The sequence below is a fragment of the Caulobacter sp. UNC279MFTsu5.1 genome (assembly GCF_900114015.1).
Lineage (GTDB): Bacteria > Pseudomonadota > Alphaproteobacteria > Caulobacterales > Caulobacteraceae > Caulobacter.
Genome location: NZ_FORN01000015.1, coordinates 19,961 through 37,138, shown reverse-complemented (window position 1 = coordinate 37,138; position 17,178 = coordinate 19,961). Strand labels below are relative to the sequence as shown.

The following is a 17,178-nucleotide window of genomic DNA, read 5'->3' as shown; positions in this document are numbered from 1 at the left end:
CCGAGCCAGCCGCAACGGGGCGGAACCAGCGCCCCGTTTCTTGGTGCTAGCTCTTCTTGGCGTAGTAGGTCTCGGCCTCGCCCGGGAAGGTGCGCGCCTTGACGTCGCGGGCGTAATCGGCGGCGGCGCGCTCGATCTCGCCCTTCAGGTCGGCGTAGCGGCGCACGAACTTGGGGGTCCAGTCGAACAGACCCAGCATGTCGTCGACCACCAGCACCTGGCCGTCGCAGCCGGCCGAGGCGCCGATGCCGATGGTCGGGACCGAAATGGCGGCGGTCACTTCGCGCGCCAGGCCCTCGGCCACCCCCTCGACCACGACGGCGAAGGCGCCGGCCTCGGCGGTGGCGCGGGCTTCCTCCAGCACCTTCTGGCGCCCGGCCTCGTCCTTGCCCTTGGCCTTGAAGCCGCCGTCGACCAGCACCGCCTGGGGCCGCAGGCCGATATGGCCCATGACCGGAATGCCGCGCTGCACCAGATAGGCGATGGTGGCGGGCACGGTGGAGCCGCTCTCGACCTTCACCGCCTGGCAGCCGGTCTCCTTCATGATCCGCACCGCGTTGGCGTAGGCCGTTTCCGGCGCGCCCTCGTAGGAGCCGAACGGCATGTCGACCACGACCATCGCCTTGCGCGAGCCGCGCATCACCGCCTGGCCGTGCAGGATCATCATCTCCAGGGTCACGCCGACGGTGTTGGGTAGGCCGTGCACGACCATGCCCAGCGAGTCGCCGACCAGCAGCAGGTCGCACGACTCGTCCAGCGCCGCGGCGATCGGCGCGGTGTAGGCCGTCAGGCAGACGATGGGCTCGCCGCCCTTGCGCGCGGCGATGTCGGGAGCCGCCAGGCGGCGGACCTTTTCTTCACGATGGGCGGACAGGGTCGGCACTCCGGCGAAAGACGCGTGCCGTTTTCCGCCAGATCGTTCGGCGCCGCAACATTATCAGCGAAAAGTTTGGCGAAACCCCGCCTAGACCTCGTCAATCAGACGGGTCACGGCGAAACCCAACGCCAGAATCGCCAAGGCGGCGCCCACCCAGAGGACCTCGGAGCCGCCCAAGGTGAACAGCTGGTCGTAGCGGTTCGTCAGCTTGGCCAGCGCTAGGCTCCACTGCTGGGTCCCTTCGCTGGACACCTCCGAGAACTCGTTGGCGAACCGCGCGCCGATCATCTGGACCGCGACCGCCAAGCCCGCGACGACGCCCGTCGCGCCTATCGCCACCCGGCGCAACGCCCAGCCGCGATCCAGCTTCTCGGTCACCTGCCGCGCGAACAGCTCGGCGTCGCGAAACACCGGCGCCTGACCGTAGAGACGGGCGAGTTGGGTTTCGAAATCCTGGTCAGCCACGGTTTTCTCTCCTCGCGGAGTCGTTCGATGCGCTTTCGGACGGCGCGGCCATCCGGACTCTGAGTTTATCCAGACCACGTTTGACATGGGATTTGACCGTCCCAAGGGGGATGTTCAAGGCCTCGGCCGCCTCGGCGTGCGACCAGTCGGCCCCGTAGCACAGCGAAACGCACAGGCGCTCGGCCTTGGACAGATGCTTGAGCGCTTCGTCCAGATCGAGGCGGTCGGCCGTCGCGGCGGGACCGTCCGATCCGGCCGGCGCGGCTTCCTCGGGGGCCTCGGTCAGCACGAAACGGGCCTCCCGCTTGACCTTCCGCAGATAGAGCCGCGCGGCGGTCTTCTTGATCCATCCCGCGAAAGCCCCCTCCCCGCGATAGTCGGCGATCTGCTCGTAGCCGACCAGGAAGGCGTCCTGGGCGACGTCGTCGGCCGTGGCCGGGTCGGCCCCCAGCCGGCGCAGCAGGCCCCGCACGGCCGAGCCGTGGCGACGCACCAGCTCGCCGAAGGCCAGCCGATCGCCAGCCGCCGCCAGGGCGGCCAGTTCGACGTCGTGGCCGGTGTGTGGGCGTTCAGTGCCCATGAGCTTGGTCCCCTCCTCCCCGTATTCGCGCTCAAGCCTCGGGCGGACGCTTGTTGGGGTTGAAGAAGCTGAGAATGACGAAGGCCAGGCCGATCATGCCTGGAATGGCCGCGCCGCTGAGCGTGCCGTACATCGCGTAGTCGTTGATCTGGCCCAGCGCCAAGCCGGTCAGGGCGACGCCGCCGGCGACGAAAAGCAGAACTACGCCGATCCGCATGTCACGATGCGACGAAGACGCCGCTCTTGGCCGCACGTCCTTGGACAGGGCCTCGACCAGTTCGGGCGGCAGCGGTTGCCCCTTCTCGATGGCGGCGCGGACCGTCGCCTGCATTTCGCGGCGCTCGCGCGTCCGCAGCCACGCCGGCACGATCACGATCGCCGCGACCATCAGAAACGGAGCCAGCGGGATCAGAATTCCAAGTTCCATGACTTAAGTCCCCTCGAATGCCTGGCGGCGGCGTTTCGCCCTCGCCTTCTGTAGGTAAGAGACCTGGGCCATGGCGATTGGAGGCGCCGGGTCGGATGAAACTTTCGTAAGGCTGGCGCCTCTCGAACGTTTCGCCCAGGTCCCGGGCCAATCCAGCGTCTAGCGGCGCATTAGCACCTGGCCGCCCAGCAGGCCGGCGGCCGCCGCCAAGGTCAGGATCCCTGCCGCCGGCAGCAGGACGGGCGCCAGGGTCTGGACCGCCAGGTTCAGCACCGGGGCGCAGGCCCACAGCACCGCGCCCGCAGCCACGGCGGTCGCGGCGGCCGAGGCCAGCTTCAGCCGCAGCTCCCGCCGCGCCACCCGTTGCATCACCTCGGCGACGAACGCGGCGTCCACCGTCGGCCGCGCGGGGGCGGCGTCCGCGGACAGAAAAGCGGCCAGACGATCTTCGGGGGTCATGACGCGTCTCCCAATACGGCCAACAGCCTCTCACGTCCTCGGTTCACATGCGACTTCACCGTGCCCAGGGGCAGGCTCAGGGTTTTCGCCGCCTCGCCGTGCGACCAGCCTTGGCCCAAGCACAGGGTGACGCAGGCTCGCTGGTCGGGCGGCAGGTCGGCCAGGGCCGCCTCCAGCGCCAGGCGGTCGGCCGGGTCGACCCCGCGCGGCGCGTCCGCCGCCTGCTCTTCGCGCCAAGCCTCGTCGCGGCGCGCGGCGCGGCGGGCGGACCTCCCGTGGTCCAACGCCTTGCGCCAGGCGATCCCGTACAGCCAGGCGCGGAAGCCCTCGTCGTCGCGCAACCGGCCCAGGCTGGACCAGGCCGCCAGGAAGGCCTCCTGGGCGATGTCGTCGGCGTCGCCGAATCCGCTCTTGCGCAGGAACCCGCGCAAGGTCCGCTCGTGCGCCGCCACGAGCCTGGCGAAGGCGGATTGCGATCCGTCCCGCGCGGCCCGAACGAGCGGTCCGTCCATCAGACCTTCGGCCCTCGATCCACCAGGATCGACACCGCCGCCGCCACGGCCAGGGCTGCCATGACGAAGGTCACAATCACGAAGGCCGGCCCGGCCTCATAGAGGTCGGTAGCCGCCGCATAGGCGAAACCAGCGCAGAGACAGCCGAACAGCGCGACCCGCGACCAAGTGCCTTCTCGGCGATAGCGGCGACGATGGCGGCGGCCGACGCGCCCGTCGTCATCCTCCGCCTCGTCCAGTTCGTCACCGTCGTTCCAGCGCTTGTTGAGCTTGGCCAGCAGCTCGGGCGGCGGCTCGCGCCCGGACTGGGCGTAGGCCTTGATCAGGTCGAGGGTGTCGCGGTTGGCCCGATAGGACAGCCAGCTCTGATAGGCGCCGAATACGAACCAGCTCAGCGGGAAGAGAATCCACCAGAACTGTCGGAACAGGTCTTCCATGGTCTTAGTCTCCGGGCGCGCTCACGCGCCGTGAATGTCAGTGCAAGGGGCGGACGTTCAGCCGGTCCAGCAGGCCCGCAGGCGGCTCGTGGCCGGCCTCGGCGTAGAAGCGCAGCATGTTCAGGGCGTCGCGGCGGGCGCGGTAGGCCAGCCAGTTCTGGAACACGCCGAACGCGCCCCAGCTCAGAGGGAACACCAGCCACCAGTAAGAGCGAACCAGATCTTCCATCGGTCTTAAATCTCCAGATCGACGCGACCTTTCGCGCCGTTTCTGAAGACTAGTCGGCGCCGACACGCTGATTGGATGCGGCGACCCGCGAAATAATTTCGTCCATGGCCGAAAACATCATGGTCGGGCCGTGATCGGCCAGGGCGCGCCGCGTGGCGTAGCCCCATTCGACGGCCCCGCAGGCTAGGCCCGCCTCGCGCGCCGCCTCGATGTCGCGGGTCTCGTCGCCGATGCACAGCACCCGCTCCTTGGGGATGCGCGCGGCCTTGACCACGGCCCTGAACTTGGCGGCCTTGCCGAAGATCGCCGCCCCGCAGCCGTAATGGTCGACCAGCCCGGCCAGCTCGTCGCCCAGGATCGAGCGGATGGTCGCCTCGGAATTGGAGCTGACGATCGCCAGGCGCAGGCCCGCCGTCGACAGGCCGCGCAGCAGGTCGCCCGTGCCCGAAAACAGTGGGATGGCGTGAGCCTCGGCCGCCATCATCTTCTTGCCGTGGGCGGCGACCAGCGGGACCTTCCACAGCGGCAGGCCCAGATAGTCGATGATCTCGCGGCTGGAGCGGCCGCGCAGCATGGCGATCTCGTCCTCGGTGACGGCCTTGAACTTGAAGCGTTCGGCCAGCGGCCTCACCGCCCGGATGGCCCAGGCCGTGCTGTCGGCCAGCGTGCCGTCGAAATCGAAGATGACCAGATCGATCTGGGCGTCCATTCAGCCCCCTGAACTCAAGGCGCGACCATACACGTCAGGCTTGAATCCGACCAGTAGTTGATCGCCCGCCACAAGAACCGGCCGCTTGATCATCGACGGATGGGCCAGCATCAGGTCGATGGCCTTGGCCTCGTCGATCCCCTGCTTGTCGGCGTCCGGCAGCTTGCGAAAGGTCGTCCCGGCCTTGTTCAGCAGGACTTCCCAGCCCACCGCCTTGGCCCAGGCCTCCAGGCGCGGGCGATCGACGCCGGCCGTCTTGTAGTCATGGAAGTCGTAGGCGACCCCGTGACCCTCCAGCCAGTCCCGCGCCTTCTTCATCGTGTCGCAGGCCTTGATGCCGTAGATCGTGGTTGTCACGCCAACTGCTCCGCGCGCGTCAGATTCTCGAGTCCGACCAGACTAGAGTTCACGCGCCATCGGGCAAAACGGAAAAGGCGGAGGCCAACGCCCTGTTCGGCGATTCAGGCCAGGGCCAGCAGGCCCGCGCGCAGGACGTCGCTGCCGCCATCGGGCAGGCCCGCCTCGACCTCGGCATGGGTCTGCGTCCAGACCGGCAGGGCCCGCGCCAGCAGCGCCATGCCGGTCGGCGTCAGGGCCAGTCGCCGACCGCGCCGGTCGGCCGGGTCGACGCTGACCGTCAGCAGGCCGCGCCGCTCCAGGGGCTTGAGATTGGCCGTCAAGGTGGTGCGATCCATGGCCAGCAGGCCGGCCACCGAACCGATCGTCGGCGGCTCCGGCCGGTTCAGCGACATCAACAGAGAGAACTGGCCGCTGGTGATGTCGAACCGCGCCAGGGCCTGGTCGAACCGCCGCGCCAGGGCCCGCGCCGCGCGCTGGGCGTGGAGGCACAGGCAGGTGTCCTTCACGTGGAGGGTGGCGGCGAATGGGACTTCCAGCGGTTTTGACATGTCGCAATTATGTTGATATCAACTCTTTACGTCAAGGCCGATGGGCCGGCGAACTCACGCACCAGGGAGAAGAACGATGCTCAACCACAAGGTCGCGTCGCGCGAGGACTGGCTCGAAGCGCGCAGGGCGCTGCTAATTCACGAAAAGGAAGAGACGCGGCTGCGCGATCGCAACGCCGCCGAACGCCTGGCCCTGCCCTGGGTGAAGGTCGACAAGGCCTACGCCTTCGACACGCCGAACGGCCGCAAGACCCTGGCCGAGCTGTTCGGCGACCGCAGCCAGCTGGTGGTCTACCACTTCATGCTGCCGCCCGAATGGGAGGCCGGCTGCCCGGGCTGTTCGTTCCTGGCCGATCACCTGGATGGGACCCTGCTCCACCTGAACCATCACGACGTGACCCTGCTCGCCGTGTCGCGCGCGCCGCTGGACAAGATCGCCGCCTACAAGGCCCGGATGGGCTGGAAATTCCCGTGGGTCTCGTCATTCGGCGGCGACTTCAACTACGATTTCGGCGTGTCGTTCACGCCGCAGACCATCGCGGCGGGCGCAACCTACAACTTCCAGCCAGCCGGCGAGGGCGCCAACGAGCTGCCGGGCCTGAGTTCGTTCTACAAGGACGAAGCCGGCCAGGTGTTTCACACCTATTCCAGCTACGGCCGCGGCGGCGAGGAACTGATCGGGACCTACATGATCCTCGACCGCGCGCCCCTGGGCCGCAACGAGTCCGGCAACATGGGCGACTGGATGCGTCGCCACGACGAGTATGAGGACGCCGCGCCTGCCAAGGCCTGCCACGCAGAAGCGGTTCCGGCCTAGGCGCCCGCCATGCTGTGCTGCGCGCTGGGACTGCTGGCCTTGCTGACCGGAGCCTCGGCGCGCGGCCTGCGGGCCTTGCTGGGCGGGTGGCCGATGGCGATCCTGGCCGGCGGGGCGGCCACGGTCCTGGCGGTCCTGGTTCCGCACCACCTGGAGCACTACCGCCAGCGCGCCCAGGCCCACGACCGCACGGTGCTGGCCGAGATCGTCGCCGCGCCGCTGTGCTCGGGCGCCCCCTCCTAGGCGGCGGCCTCGACCGGCGGAGTCCTCAGCGCACGGCTGAAGAACATTGGCAGGCACAGCAGGTGGAGCGCTGCTCCAGCCAGCGAAACCAGCCGCCATCTACGAGGCGAACTCACACCTTGGCGGGCTTGCTCCATAGCGCGCGGGTGCGGTGGGCCGCCAGCTTGGGCTTCCGTTCGCGGGTGAAGAGCCCTTTGTGGTTCAGCGCCCCGACCCGCATGATGCTCTGCGAAGTGCGGAAGTCGGCGAAGGCCCACGGATGGGCGCCGAAGATGAACGGGTAGTCGGCCAGCACCCGGATATACATCTCGACCATGTCGGCCTGGTATTCCTCGGTCCACATCTCGGGCGGATGGGCGTGCATGCCGGCCACCGCGTCGGCCCCGAACTCGGTGAACATGATAGGCTTGTTCGGATGGCGGGCGCGCAGCTTGGCGACGTCGCTCTTCAACGCCTCCTCCGCAAGGTCCAGCTGGCCCGACAGCGAGTACCAGCCCTGATAGGAGTTGGTGCAGACCACATCGCCCAGGGCCTGCCAGTCCATCGAACCGCCCTGGATGCTGACGATGGTCACCGGCCGCGTGCCGTCCAGCTGGCGAGTCAGGTCGAACAGCGGGGCGAAGAACCTCAGGCCGGTCTCGTTGCCGCCGGGCGGCTCGGGATCGGTCGTGTGGAAAGGCTTCACGAGCGGCTCGTTGGCCAGCGACCACATGATCACGCAGGGGTGGTTCTTGTCGCGGCGGACCAGGTCGACGATGTCCTGCTTCAACTGCTTGAAGCGAGCCTCCTGGATCTCGGGAGGATCGGCGAACACCAGGCTGACGGCCGGAGTCTCGTCGATCACCAGCAGGCCGCGCTCGTCGGCCAGCATCATCGCCTCCTCGCTGTAGGGGTAGTGCGAAGTGCGGAAGCTGTTGCCGCCGATCCATTTCAGCAGTTCGAAGTCGCGGATGATCGAGGGCACGTCCAGGCCGCGGCCGTGGATCGGGAAATCCTCGTGCTTGCCGAAGCCACGCAGGAACACCGGCTTGCCGTTCAGCAGCAGCTTGTCGTCCTTGGCCTCGATGGTGCGCACGCCGATCTTGAAGGCGTATTCGTCAGGCGTCGCGCCGTTCTCCAGGCGGATTGTCAGGGTGTAGAGGTGCGGGTCGTCCGGGCTCCAGGGCCGCGGGTTTTTCAGCGCCACGACCGTCGAGCCCTTGCCGCCCGCCAGGGTGGCTGAGCCCTTCTGCTCGCCCCGGTGGTCCGAGATCGCCACGCTGGCCTTGCCCGACCAGGGCGCGCTGGCCTCCAGATCGATCGACACCTTGCCGTCGAGGCTGGTCTTCACCGTCACGTCGCTCAGGTGGAGATCAGGTGTCGTGAACAGCAGCACGGGACGATGGATGCCGGCATAGGGGAAGAAGTCGTAGGCCGTCTGCGGGAAGTGGACGGTGTGCATGTGCCAGCGCGCGCGATCAGGCGTCGAGGGCACGCGGTCCAGCTGGATCTTGTTCTCGACCAGCACGGTCAGGATGTTGTCGCCATCCAGGGTCACGGCGTCGGTGATGTCGAAAGCGAACGGTAGGTGCCCGCCCACATGGCCGCCCAGCAGCTTGCCGTTCAGCCAGACCTTGGCGGTGTAGTTGACCGAGCCGAAGCGCAGGTGGATGCGCTGGTCCGCCCAGCCCTTGTCGATGCGAAAATCGGTCTCGTACCAGGCCGAACCGACATAGTTGCGCACGTCGTCGAAGATGTCGTTCCAACTGGCGGGCACCGGGATCAGGCGGAAGTCCTTCAGGCCCTTCCACCAGCCCTCGGCCTCGCCGGCATCCTTGGGGTCGGCGCGAAACCGCCAGGTCGCCGCCAGGCTCCGGGTCGCGCGCGTGGCGCTCTCGTGCGGATAGAGAAGGCTGGGCGCGCCCGGGGCCGGACCGGACCTGGCCGCCGCCGGGCTCGCACCGGCCGCCACCCCCGCCAGGACCATGCCGCCCGCCGCGCCGACCGCGCCCCTGCGGGTGACCAAGCCGCGCCGGGTCCCGCCCTCGCTCCAAGACTTGTCCGCCATCCCTACGCCCTCGCCTGCCTGAAATGTCTTTTGGACACAGCCTAGCGCCGAATCCCGCCGCCGGGCGACGGAAGTCGCGCTCTGGCCGCGGCGCGACTACTGGCTGGCCGCCGAAGTCGCCGTGCTGGCAGGGGCCTTGCCGGTGGCTTTCCCGTGTCGTTCTTGGGCAGACCCTAGCGAGCGGCCTGGCCAATTTCAAGACAGACCTCTGACCTTCGCCGGAGATCGATGACCTAGGATAATCGCCTACAACACTTGGGGGATTGTCCTTCATAAATGGCTCAGACATGCTTTCTGACGTCACGCGCCAGCGCCAACCCGCTTGACTTCGAGCCGCGAACCGGCGATTGGTCAGGCCAGTTTTGATCCCGCCGCCAGTTCCATCGGTCGCGCGTCGCCTTCCGGCGGCGTGACAGAGGGGGCGCCCACCCCGCCCTCGCCACGGGCGCCCCCTCGCCTTATCGCTTCTGGACGCTGGAGGCGCCGCCCTCGCTGGCGTTGTGGATGTACTGCTCGGCGACCAGCCAGGCTTTCACCGGCCGCAGCGTTCCGAGGCAGCCGGCCAGCAAGGCCGGAAACACGGTCGCGAACTGAACCCAGAGCGGCGGACTCCAGGCGATCACCGCCCAGGCCCAGACCGCGATCACCAGGATGCCGACGCCGGTCATGACGAAGAAGGCCGGCCCGTCCGCCGGGTCGGCGAAGCCGTAGTCCAGCCCGCAGCGATCGCAGCGCTTGGCCAGGCGCAGGAAACCGCCAAACAGCTTGCCCTCGCCGCAGCGCGGGCAGCGGCAGAGCAGCCCAGCCTGCAGGCTGGTCGGATTGTCGAAATGGGTGATCAGGGGCCGTTCCATACAATGTGCGCCTTGTTGCATACATTCTTCATTGAATGTATGTATCGCTTCATGGAAAAGCAAGCATGACCCGGAACCGCCCCATGGCCGCTTGGCTGCGGCGAGTCCGCGCGAACGACGGCCAGCCGATCTATCTGGCGCTGGCCGAGGCCCTGGAAACGGCCGTGCGCGAGGGCGAATTGCAGCCGGGAGACCAGCTGCCGCCCCAACGCGTCGTGGCCGACCAGCTCGGCATCGACTTCACCACGGTCACCCGCGCCTATGGCGCCGCGCGCGCTCGGGGCCTGGTCGAGGGCGCGGTGGGGCGCGGCACCTTCGTACGCCGCCGCGCCATGGAGGACGAGGCCGGTCTGGTCGACCTGAGCATGAACCTGCCGCCGCCGCCCCAGGGCGTGTCGCTGGCCGCGCTGCTCAAGGAGGCGACCGCCGCGATCCTCGACCGCACCGAGGTGGCGACCCTGATGGCCTATCACGCCGGTCCCGGCGCGCCGGGACAGCGAGCGGCCGGCGCCGCCTGGCTGGCGCCGACGCTGGGCGAGGTCGGGCCCGAACGGATCGCGGTCTGCCCTGGGGCACAATCGGCCCTGATCGCGATCCTCACCACGATCGCCAGGCCCGGCGCCGGCCTGGTGGTCGAGCCCCTGACCTATCCTGGGATCATCGCCCTGGCCGCGCGGCTGGGCCTGCGCCTGATCACCTGCCCCGTCGACGCCGAAGGCTTCCTGCCCGAGGCCCTGACCCGGCTTTGCGCCGAGCAAAAGCCCGCGGCAGTCTATCTGGTCCCGACCACTCGCAACCCCGTCGCCACGACCATGGGCCAGGCCCGGCGTCGCGAGATCGCGGCCGTCGTCGCCGCCAGCGACGCCTGGCTGATCGAGGATGACCCCTACAGCCGCCTGTTCGATGCTCCCCTGCCCGCCCTCGCCGCGGTGGCGCCGGCGAGGACCTTCCACATCGCCACCCTGTCCAAGACCTTGTCGCCCGGCCTGCGCGTCGCCTTCCTGGCGGCGCCGAGCGGCGCGATGGCCGCGCGGATCGCCGACGCCCTGCACGCCACGGCATTGATGGGTTCACCCCTGACCACTGCGGTCGCTGTTCGCTGGATCCGCGACGGGACCGCCGAACGGATCCTGGCCGGCGTTCGGCTGGAGGCCCGGGCGCGCCGGGCCATCGCCGCCGAGGTTCTGCCCATCGCCCAGGGCGACGCCGAGAGCCTTCACGTCTGGCTGGAGCCGCCGTCCGGCCTGGACGCGAGCGGATTGCGCGCCCTGGCGGCCGCCCGCGGCCTGGCGCTGGTCGCGGCCGACGCCTTCGCCGCCACGCCCGACGCCCCCGCCGGACTGCGCATTTCGCTGGGCGGCCCTGCCAAGGCGTCGCTGCTGCGCGAGGCCCTGGGCCAGGTCGCGGCCCTGTTGAAACCGCCGGCGATCGTTTGAGGCGACAAGGACCCAAGATCCCGCCCGCCAGGGCCAGTTCAGATCGAAGGGGGGGCACACCGCGCCACGCGGCGATTGGTTCGCCCTAAGCCGGAGGCAGATCCTCCGCCTTCAGCGCAACGCCCATCGCGCCAGCGGGACGTGTTCGGTCCGTCCCAGCAGGCTGTGGACCAGGGTGAAGCCGCCAACGGTCCATCGGATCGGCAGAAGGGCTTGCTCGGCCACCAACCGCCTGTCGTAGAGCATCGTCACGTGCGGTGTGAAACTCCTGTCCACCAGCTTGCCGAGACCGGCCCGCGCCATCGCCAGGCCCAGGTCGCGCTGGAAGGTCTTCAGGGCATCGAGACCCTCGCCGCCCTGCAGGACATACGGATTGTTGCCGCCGTTGTGGAAGCTGGCGGCGCGATCGAAGACGACCTCGAACGGCGAGGTCGTCATCGCCTCGGCCGCCTCGCCGGCCATCGCCACGATGTCGCGCCGCACGCCGGCATGGTCGCCCAGGTGATGCAGGGTGACGTGAAACCGCTCGGGCGCCAGCGGCCGTCCGCTCAACTGGTGCGCGGCGCGCAACGCATCGGCTTGCCGGGCGATGCTCGCCGCCGTCGCCGGATCGGGAAAGATCGCGAAGAACAGCCGGTCCGTGACCGGCGGCGCGTCAAAGAGGGAGAACTGGTCAGGCACCCGGGCATCCTGCCCGGATTCCGGAAACCATGCCACGGCGCGCCGAGAAGGCGCTGGCGCACAACCGTGCCGAGTGGTCATCTCAAAGGATGCAGATCGCTCCTCCCAGCCACGATCTCCTGGTTCACGCCCGCACGATGATCAGCATCATCATGGGCCTTAGCCTGGCGCGCCTGCTGAACGGCGTCGCCGGCCTGATCCAGCACCCGAAGAAGGAGCACCTCTGGTGGCCGCACCTGTGCTGGGTGCTCTACATGATGACGACGATCACCGCCTTCTGGTGGTGGCAGTTCCAGCTGAGCGAGCTGCGGGCCCTCACCTTCGAGACCTATATTTTCCTGATCGCGGAGGCGGCGATGCTGTTTCTGCTGTGCAGCGTGATCTTTCCCACGGAGATCAGCGAGTACGAAGGCTACGGCGACTATTTCATGTCGCGGCGGGCCTGGTTCTTCGGCTTGCTGGTCGTCAGCCTGCTGATGGACATTCTCGACACCCTGCTGAAAGGCGCGCCGCATTTCCGGAGCCTTGGCCCCGAATATCCTATCCGGATCGCCCTGATGGTCGGCCTCTGCCTGGCCGGTTGCTTCATCCGCAACCTGCGCTTCCACGCCCTGTTCGCCGCAGGCGCGCTGCTCTATTTCGCGGTCTACGTCGCCCGCCACTATGGCCGTTTGCAATAGCCGATTGCGTCGAAAATTCCCGTTTGGATTGCGGTTGTTAAGCGCTAATCTTCCGCGACATCGGGAGGGCGGCCATGAAGCTCAGCGCGCATTTCTCGCTCGAGGAGTTCATCATCTCCACCAAGGCGCTGTCGATGGGCGTCAAAAACGACCCAACGCCGGCGCATCTGGAAAACCTCAAACGCCTGGCCGAGCGCATGGAGGCTGTCCGCGCGCTGTTCAACCGGCCGATCGAGATCACCAGCGCCTACCGCAATCCGCAGGTCAACGCCGCGGTCGGCGGCGTGCCGACCTCGGCCCACGCCCTGGGCCACGCCGCCGATTTCCATGTCGACGGCCTGAGCGATCTGGAGGTCGCCAAAGCCGTCCGCGACAGCGGATTGAAATTCGACCAGCTGATCTACGAAAAGAGCCGCTGCGTGCACGTCAGCTTCGATCCCAGGCTGCGTCGCCAAGTGATGCGCCAACCCGGCGGGCCGGGCTCGGCGGTCTATAACGGCCTCGAGCCTTAGTTTCGCCTTCGCTCCGGCGTCATGCCCAGGCGGACGTCGTCGCGGCGAAGGTCGCTTGAATGTTCCGGAAGCAGAGGCCTTCCTCTCGTATGTCGCGAAGGATGTCGAGGACGTATCTGGAACCATGAATGTGACGCCCTGACGTGACGCCTGCGCGGCCTTGTCGCGCCCCATGTCCAACGAATCTCGCATAAGCCGACCGCGACACGAATGATCGAAACATAAGGCTCAGCACCGAAATGCACACGGCTCACGAGATGAGCGAATGGTCCGCGTCTGGTTTGCACGAACCCATCCTCGACAGCGTCACGGCGAACGTAGCGATCCTGAACGCCACGGGCGAGATCATCGCGGTGAATGACGCCTGGGTGCGGTTCGCCGAATTCAACGCGCTGCCGGTGGAAAACCATGGATTGGGTTTGAACTACATTGCCTTCTGCGACGGCCTGGGCGCGTCCGGCGCCTCGGAAGCCGCTCTCGGCCTGCGGGACCTGCTGGCGGGCGAACCTGGGCCTTTTCGTCACGAGTACCAGATGGACCTGGCCAACGGCCCCTTGTGGGCCAGGATGACCGCCACCCGCGTTTCCAACGACGGCCGGACGTTGGTCATCGTGGCGCAGGAGGACATCACCGTTCAGCGTCACGCCCAGGCGGCCTTGGGGCGCGCCACCGCCGCGCTGCTACACGCCGAGGACGACGAACGCCGACGCATCGCGCGCGAGCTTCACGACGGCACCGCCCAGTACCTGACCGGCGCCAAGCTGATGCTGGGCGCGATGAAGGTCGAGGGCCGCGCCGAAAAGACTCGGGTCGAGATCGAGGCCCTGCTGGTCAACGCCCTGGAGGAGATCCGCAGCCTTTCCTACGTGCTGCATCCGCCGGCCTTGGAGGAGATGGGCCTGGGCCCGGCCGTCCGGCAGATGGCGGAAGGCTTCGCGCGCCGTACGGGACTGTCGCTGCAGATCGACATCGCCGACGACTTCCCCAAGATGGCCCGGCCGACCGAGGTGGCGCTGTATCGTGTCGCCCAGGAGGCTCTAGCCAACGTACACCGCCACTCCGGCAGCCCTCGCGCCACGATCGGCCTGCGTCAGGCCGGCGAAATGGTGCTGTTGTCGATCCGCGACTATGGCGTGGGCTTGCCGGACGGCGCCTCGGCGACCACCGGCGTCGGCCTGGCCGGCATGCGCCTGCGCCTGGAATTCGTGAACGGCCACATCTCGCTGACCAGCGCCGTTCCCGGGGTGCTGGTCGAGGCCTGGGCGCCGTTCCTGCCCAAGAGCTAGGGTGGATGGCCCGGCTCGTTGTCGGGAGGCTGGGTCGACCGCGCCGTCAAAACGCGCGAAATCCGAGCACAGTCCCTATCGTCCGTGCACCGCTGCTAAGCAAACGGCGCCGATTCCATGCTGCGATGCGACATGACGCGGTTTTCGGATTGCCGCGCCGCCCCGCCCGCCCCCTCCTAGTCTCAACACGCGGGACAACGACGTTCCGCGATGGCCCGAGAGGGCCGCCCGGCGGCGATGTAGCCGCATGGTACCGTTTGGACAACGACGTCCGGAGAGACCGCTGAAGCGGTCCCGCCGGGCGTTTTTTTTGGTCTTTTGGGGGACTGAACCATGACAAGACTGCGAGAAATGCTGCGGTGCAGCACGGCTTTCTGCGCCCTGATGCTAGGCGGCGCGGCCTATGCGCAAACCTCGCCGGAACCGGTTCCGGCCGCCGCCGAGCCCCCGGCCGAAGCCGTCGAACCCGCACCGCCCCCGCCGCCGCCGCCGACCTTCAGCGACCAGGTCGCCGCCGGAAAACTGATCCTGGAAGTCCGGGCGCGCTACGAGAGCGTCGACCAGACCAAGACCGCCACCCTGAAGGACGACGCCTCGGCCTTCACGATCCGCACCCGGCTGGGTTGGGAGACGGCCGAGTTCCACGGCGTGAAGGGCCTGATCGAGTTCGAGGACGTTCGTCAGGCCGGGTCGGAGCACTACGCCGTCAACGTCCCGGGCGCCGCCACGCCCCCGCTGAACGGCGCCGACAAGGCCCGATATCCGATCGTCAACGACCCGGACGTCACCGAGCTGAACCGCGCCCAGCTGACCTGGACGCCCAGCGCCGCCCTGCAGGTCACCGCCGGCCGCCAACGCATCCTGCTCGACGATCAGCGCTTCGTCGGCAATGTCGGCTGGCGCCAGGACGAGCAGACGTTCGACGCGATCCGCACCGATGTCGCCCTCGGCCGGTTCAAGGCGACCTACGCCTACGTCTCGCATGTCAACCGCATCCTGGGCGAACTGCGCGACTGGGACAGCGACAGCCACCTGCTGAACGCGACCTGGTCGCCGGCCGAGGCCCTGCGCCTGCAAGGCTTCGTCTACGCCCTGGATTTCGGTAATTCGGCGGTCAATTCGTCTCTGACCAAGGGCGTCAAGGCCTCTGGCAAGACCTGGGTCGGGCTCTACCAGCTGGCCTACAACGCCACCTACGCCAAGCAGTCGGACTACCACCACAACACGCCGAACTTCGACCTGGCCTATTTCGGCGGCGACATCGCCGGCACCTTCGACATCTACACCGTCAAGGCCAGCTACGAGTCGCTGGAAGGCGACGGGACGCGCGGCTTCACCACGCCCCTGGCCACTGTCCACGCCTTCCAGGGCTGGTCCGACGCCTTCGTCTCGCCGGGCGGCAACAAGAGCTTCGTCGACGGGATCGAGGACGCCAACCTCAGCTTCAACGCCAAGCCGCGGTTCAAGCGGACCTACTTCTTCAACACCGACATCCTGGTCCGCTATCACGACTTCAACGACCAGCGGACCGGCGCCGACCTCGGCCACGAGTGGGACGTCGCCTTCGCCGCCGCCATCACGCCCAAGCTCTCGATCCAGCTGAAGTACGCCGACTTCCAGCGTGAAACGACCGTGCCCGCCGGCACGGCCACGCCGCCGGCCTCGCGGACCAAGGCCTGGTTCACCCTCGAATACAAACTCTGACCTCCAGCGGGATTTGAGATCATGACCAAGACCGACAAGACCGCCTCCGAGACCGGCCTGACCCGCCGCCACGCCCTGGTGGGCGCGGCCGCCACGGTCGCCGCCGCCAAGGCCCTGTTCCCGGCCGGGGCCCACGCAGCGGGCGCCGGACCCGAAGTCGCCAAGGCCCGGCTGGGCTTCATCGCCCTGACCGACTCCGCGCCGGTGATCATCGCCAAGGAACGCGGCCTGTTCGCCAAGTACGGCCTGCCCGACCTGGAGGTGGTCAAGCAGGCCTCGTGGGCCGCCACCCGCGACAACCTGGTGCTGGGCTCGGAGCGCGGCGGCATCGACGGCGCCCACATCCTGTCGCCCATGCCCTATCTGATGACCACGGGCGCGATCACCGGCGGCGCGCCGACGCCGATGTACATCCTGGCCCGCCTCAACACCAACGGCCAGGCGATCTCGGTCGGCAACGACCTGAAGGCGGTGAAGGTCGGGCTCAACAGCGGCGGCGCCAAGGCCAAGTTCCAGCAGCTGAAGGCGGCCGGCAACATCGCCAAGGTGGCCATGACCTTCCGGGGCGGCACCCACGACCTGTGGGTGCGCTACTGGCTGGCGGCGGGCGGCATCAATCCCGAAACCGACGTCGCCACGATCGTCATCCCGCCGCCCCAGATGGTGGCCAACATGAAGGCCGGCACCCAGGACGCCTTCTGCGTGGGCGAACCGTGGAACGGCCAGCTGGTCAACCAGCACGTCGGCTACACCGCCTGCCTGACCTCGGAACTGTGGATGAACCACCCCGAGAAGGCCCTGGGCATGCGCGCCGCCTGGGTCGACAAGTACCCCCGCGCCGCCCAGGCCATCACCGCCGCCGTCCAGGAGGCGCAGCTGTGGTGCGACAAGGCCTCGAACCTGCCGGCCATGTGCTCGATCGTCTCGGGCCGCCAGTACGTCAACGTGCCGATGGGCGACATCCTGCCCCGTCTGCAGGGCACGGTGGACTATGGGGACGGCCGCACGCTGAAGAACTCGCCGCATCACATGAAGTTCTGGGCCGACAACGCCAGCTTCCCGTTCAAGTCGCATGACCTGTGGTTCCTGACCGAGGACATCCGCTGGGGCGTGCTGCCGCAGAAGACCAACACCCAGGCGCTGGTCAACAAGGTCAACCGCTCGGACATCTGGCGCGCGGCGGCCAAGACTATCGGCCAGACGGGCCCCGCCGGCGACAGCCGCGGCGTCGAGCGGTTCTTCGACGGCAAGGTGTTCGACCCGGCCAATCCGGGCGCCTACCTGGCCAGCCAGCCGATCAAGAAGCTGGTGTAGG

22 protein-coding genes are annotated in these 17,178 nt (G+C 68.1%); 8 read left to right on the top strand and 14 right to left on the bottom strand.

Annotation, left to right across the window (positions count from 1 at the left end; translation table 11 throughout):
* Positions 1–46: 46 nt before the first annotated feature.
* The 11 genes from panB to BM066_RS10680 form a co-directional block, all read right to left on the bottom strand.
* Positions 47–874, bottom strand: coding sequence for a 3-methyl-2-oxobutanoate hydroxymethyltransferase (gene panB, locus BM066_RS10730; protein WP_089927555.1), 828 nt, complete (start codon positions 872–874; stop codon positions 47–49).
* A 90-nt stretch (positions 875–964) separates the two neighbouring features.
* Positions 965–1,342 carry a hypothetical protein gene (locus tag BM066_RS10725; protein WP_089927408.1) on the bottom strand — a complete coding sequence of 126 codons (378 nt, stop codon included), beginning with the start codon at positions 1,340–1,342 and terminating at the stop codon, positions 965–967.
* Positions 1,335–1,922 carry an RNA polymerase sigma factor gene (locus BM066_RS10720; protein ID WP_089927404.1) on the bottom strand — a complete coding sequence of 196 codons (588 nt, stop codon included), beginning with the start codon at positions 1,920–1,922 and terminating at the stop codon, positions 1,335–1,337. The genes BM066_RS10725 and BM066_RS10720 overlap by 8 nt, the downstream gene beginning before the upstream one ends.
* 31 nt (positions 1,923–1,953) lie before the next feature.
* Positions 1,954–2,349 (bottom strand): DUF6249 domain-containing protein, encoded by a 396-nt coding sequence (locus BM066_RS10715; protein ID WP_089927400.1) that lies wholly within the window; start codon positions 2,347–2,349, stop codon positions 1,954–1,956.
* Positions 2,350–2,508: 159 nt separating this feature from the next.
* Positions 2,509–2,808 carry a hypothetical protein gene (locus BM066_RS10710; RefSeq protein WP_089927396.1) on the bottom strand — a complete coding sequence of 100 codons (300 nt, stop codon included), beginning with the start codon at positions 2,806–2,808 and terminating at the stop codon, positions 2,509–2,511.
* On the bottom strand, positions 2,805–3,320 hold the full coding sequence (locus BM066_RS10705) for an RNA polymerase sigma factor (protein ID WP_089927393.1): 516 nt from the start codon (positions 3,318–3,320) through the stop codon (positions 2,805–2,807). The genes BM066_RS10710 and BM066_RS10705 overlap by 4 nt, the downstream gene beginning before the upstream one ends.
* On the bottom strand, positions 3,320–3,757 hold the full coding sequence (locus BM066_RS10700) for a hypothetical protein (RefSeq protein ID WP_089927390.1): 438 nt from the start codon (positions 3,755–3,757) through the stop codon (positions 3,320–3,322). Before BM066_RS10700 ends, BM066_RS10705 begins: the two co-directional genes overlap by 1 nt.
* Before the next feature lie 37 nt (positions 3,758–3,794).
* Entirely contained in the window at positions 3,795–3,986 is a 192-nt protein-coding gene (locus BM066_RS10695) for a hypothetical protein (protein ID WP_089927385.1), read from the bottom strand.
* Positions 3,987–4,035: 49 nt separating this feature from the next.
* Entirely contained in the window at positions 4,036–4,695 is a 660-nt protein-coding gene (locus BM066_RS10690) for an HAD hydrolase-like protein (RefSeq protein WP_089927379.1), read from the bottom strand.
* Positions 4,696–5,052, bottom strand: a complete 357-nt coding sequence (locus BM066_RS10685; protein WP_089927376.1) for an ArsC family reductase — start codon at positions 5,050–5,052, stop codon at positions 4,696–4,698.
* Positions 5,053–5,156: 104 nt separating this feature from the next.
* The gene (locus BM066_RS10680) at positions 5,157–5,603 is read right to left on the bottom strand and encodes a MarR family winged helix-turn-helix transcriptional regulator (protein ID WP_089927372.1); all 447 of its coding nucleotides are present in this window, start codon (positions 5,601–5,603) and stop codon (positions 5,157–5,159) included.
* Positions 5,604–5,679: 76 nt separating this feature from the next.
* On the opposite strand from BM066_RS10680, the gene BM066_RS10675 reads away from it, so the two are divergent.
* Together BM066_RS10675 and BM066_RS10670 are read left to right on the top strand one after the other, a co-directional pair.
* On the top strand, positions 5,680–6,420 hold the full coding sequence (locus BM066_RS10675; protein ID WP_089927368.1) for a DUF899 domain-containing protein: 741 nt from the start codon (positions 5,680–5,682) through the stop codon (positions 6,418–6,420).
* A gap of 9 nt (positions 6,421–6,429) precedes the next feature.
* The gene (locus BM066_RS10670; protein ID WP_089927364.1) at positions 6,430–6,663 is read left to right on the top strand and encodes a hypothetical protein; all 234 of its coding nucleotides are present in this window, start codon (positions 6,430–6,432) and stop codon (positions 6,661–6,663) included.
* Between the two features lie 112 nt (positions 6,664–6,775).
* Here BM066_RS10670 and uidA read toward each other — a convergent pair whose 3' ends face one another.
* Positions 6,776–8,710 (bottom strand): beta-glucuronidase, encoded by a 1,935-nt coding sequence (gene uidA / locus BM066_RS10665; RefSeq protein ID WP_089927361.1) that lies wholly within the window; start codon positions 8,708–8,710, stop codon positions 6,776–6,778.
* Positions 8,711–9,168: 458 nt separating this feature from the next.
* A complete protein-coding gene (locus BM066_RS10660; protein WP_089927357.1) occupies positions 9,169–9,564 on the bottom strand; it encodes a DUF983 domain-containing protein in 396 nt (131 codons plus the stop codon).
* A 65-nt stretch (positions 9,565–9,629) separates the two neighbouring features.
* On the opposite strand from BM066_RS10660, the gene BM066_RS10655 reads away from it, so the two are divergent.
* Positions 9,630–11,000 carry an aminotransferase-like domain-containing protein gene (locus tag BM066_RS10655; protein ID WP_255367550.1) on the top strand — a complete coding sequence of 457 codons (1,371 nt, stop codon included), beginning with the start codon at positions 9,630–9,632 and terminating at the stop codon, positions 10,998–11,000.
* Between the two features lie 111 nt (positions 11,001–11,111).
* Here BM066_RS10655 and BM066_RS10650 read toward each other — a convergent pair whose 3' ends face one another.
* Positions 11,112–11,681 (bottom strand): 2'-5' RNA ligase family protein, encoded by a 570-nt coding sequence (locus BM066_RS10650; protein WP_089927351.1) that lies wholly within the window; start codon positions 11,679–11,681, stop codon positions 11,112–11,114.
* A gap of 89 nt (positions 11,682–11,770) precedes the next feature.
* On the opposite strand from BM066_RS10650, the gene BM066_RS10645 reads away from it, so the two are divergent.
* The 5 genes from BM066_RS10645 to BM066_RS10625 all read left to right on the top strand — a co-directional run bounded on the left by BM066_RS10645 (position 11,771) and on the right by BM066_RS10625 (position 17,177).
* The gene (locus BM066_RS10645) at positions 11,771–12,361 is read left to right on the top strand and encodes a hypothetical protein (protein ID WP_089927347.1); all 591 of its coding nucleotides are present in this window, start codon (positions 11,771–11,773) and stop codon (positions 12,359–12,361) included.
* A gap of 74 nt (positions 12,362–12,435) precedes the next feature.
* Entirely contained in the window at positions 12,436–12,873 is a 438-nt protein-coding gene (locus BM066_RS10640) for a D-Ala-D-Ala carboxypeptidase family metallohydrolase (protein ID WP_089927342.1), read from the top strand.
* 257 nt (positions 12,874–13,130) lie between these two features.
* Complete coding sequence (locus BM066_RS10635; RefSeq protein ID WP_177218433.1) at positions 13,131–14,159, top strand: PAS domain-containing sensor histidine kinase; 1,029 nt, start codon at positions 13,131–13,133, stop codon at positions 14,157–14,159.
* 384 nt (positions 14,160–14,543) lie between these two features.
* Positions 14,544–15,863 carry an alginate export family protein gene (locus BM066_RS10630; protein ID WP_369823243.1) on the top strand — a complete coding sequence of 440 codons (1,320 nt, stop codon included), beginning with the start codon at positions 14,544–14,546 and terminating at the stop codon, positions 15,861–15,863.
* A gap of 21 nt (positions 15,864–15,884) precedes the next feature.
* Positions 15,885–17,177 (top strand): CmpA/NrtA family ABC transporter substrate-binding protein, encoded by a 1,293-nt coding sequence (locus tag BM066_RS10625; RefSeq protein ID WP_089927334.1) that lies wholly within the window; start codon positions 15,885–15,887, stop codon positions 17,175–17,177.
* Position 17,178: the final 1 nt, after the last annotated feature.

Coding starts and splice junctions, on each gene's coding strand:
- BM066_RS10720 (WP_089927404.1), bottom strand. CDS start 1,922: ATGGGCACTGAACGCCCACACACCGGCCACGACGTCGAACTGGCCGCC.
- BM066_RS10715 (WP_089927400.1), bottom strand. CDS start 2,349: ATGGAACTTGGAATTCTGATCCCGCTGGCTCCGTTTCTGATGGTCGCG.
- BM066_RS10710 (WP_089927396.1), bottom strand. CDS start 2,808: ATGACCCCCGAAGATCGTCTGGCCGCTTTTCTGTCCGCGGACGCCGCC.
- BM066_RS10705 (WP_089927393.1), bottom strand. CDS start 3,320: ATGGACGGACCGCTCGTTCGGGCCGCGCGGGACGGATCGCAATCCGCC.
- BM066_RS10700 (WP_089927390.1), bottom strand. CDS start 3,757: ATGGAAGACCTGTTCCGACAGTTCTGGTGGATTCTCTTCCCGCTGAGC.
- BM066_RS10695 (WP_089927385.1), bottom strand. CDS start 3,986: ATGGAAGATCTGGTTCGCTCTTACTGGTGGCTGGTGTTCCCTCTGAGC.
- BM066_RS10690 (WP_089927379.1), bottom strand. CDS start 4,695: ATGGACGCCCAGATCGATCTGGTCATCTTCGATTTCGACGGCACGCTG.
- BM066_RS10680 (WP_089927372.1), bottom strand. CDS start 5,603: ATGTCAAAACCGCTGGAAGTCCCATTCGCCGCCACCCTCCACGTGAAG.
- BM066_RS10675 (WP_089927368.1), top strand. CDS start 5,680: ATGCTCAACCACAAGGTCGCGTCGCGCGAGGACTGGCTCGAAGCGCGC.
- BM066_RS10670 (WP_089927364.1), top strand. CDS start 6,430: ATGCTGTGCTGCGCGCTGGGACTGCTGGCCTTGCTGACCGGAGCCTCG.
- uidA (WP_089927361.1), bottom strand. CDS start 8,710: ATGGCGGACAAGTCTTGGAGCGAGGGCGGGACCCGGCGCGGCTTGGTC.
- BM066_RS10660 (WP_089927357.1), bottom strand. CDS start 9,564: ATGGAACGGCCCCTGATCACCCATTTCGACAATCCGACCAGCCTGCAG.
- BM066_RS10655 (WP_255367550.1), top strand. CDS start 9,630: ATGACCCGGAACCGCCCCATGGCCGCTTGGCTGCGGCGAGTCCGCGCG.
- BM066_RS10645 (WP_089927347.1), top strand. CDS start 11,771: ATGCAGATCGCTCCTCCCAGCCACGATCTCCTGGTTCACGCCCGCACG.
- BM066_RS10640 (WP_089927342.1), top strand. CDS start 12,436: ATGAAGCTCAGCGCGCATTTCTCGCTCGAGGAGTTCATCATCTCCACC.
- BM066_RS10635 (WP_177218433.1), top strand. CDS start 13,131: ATGAGCGAATGGTCCGCGTCTGGTTTGCACGAACCCATCCTCGACAGC.
- BM066_RS10630 (WP_369823243.1), top strand. CDS start 14,544: ATGCTAGGCGGCGCGGCCTATGCGCAAACCTCGCCGGAACCGGTTCCG.
- BM066_RS10625 (WP_089927334.1), top strand. CDS start 15,885: ATGACCAAGACCGACAAGACCGCCTCCGAGACCGGCCTGACCCGCCGC.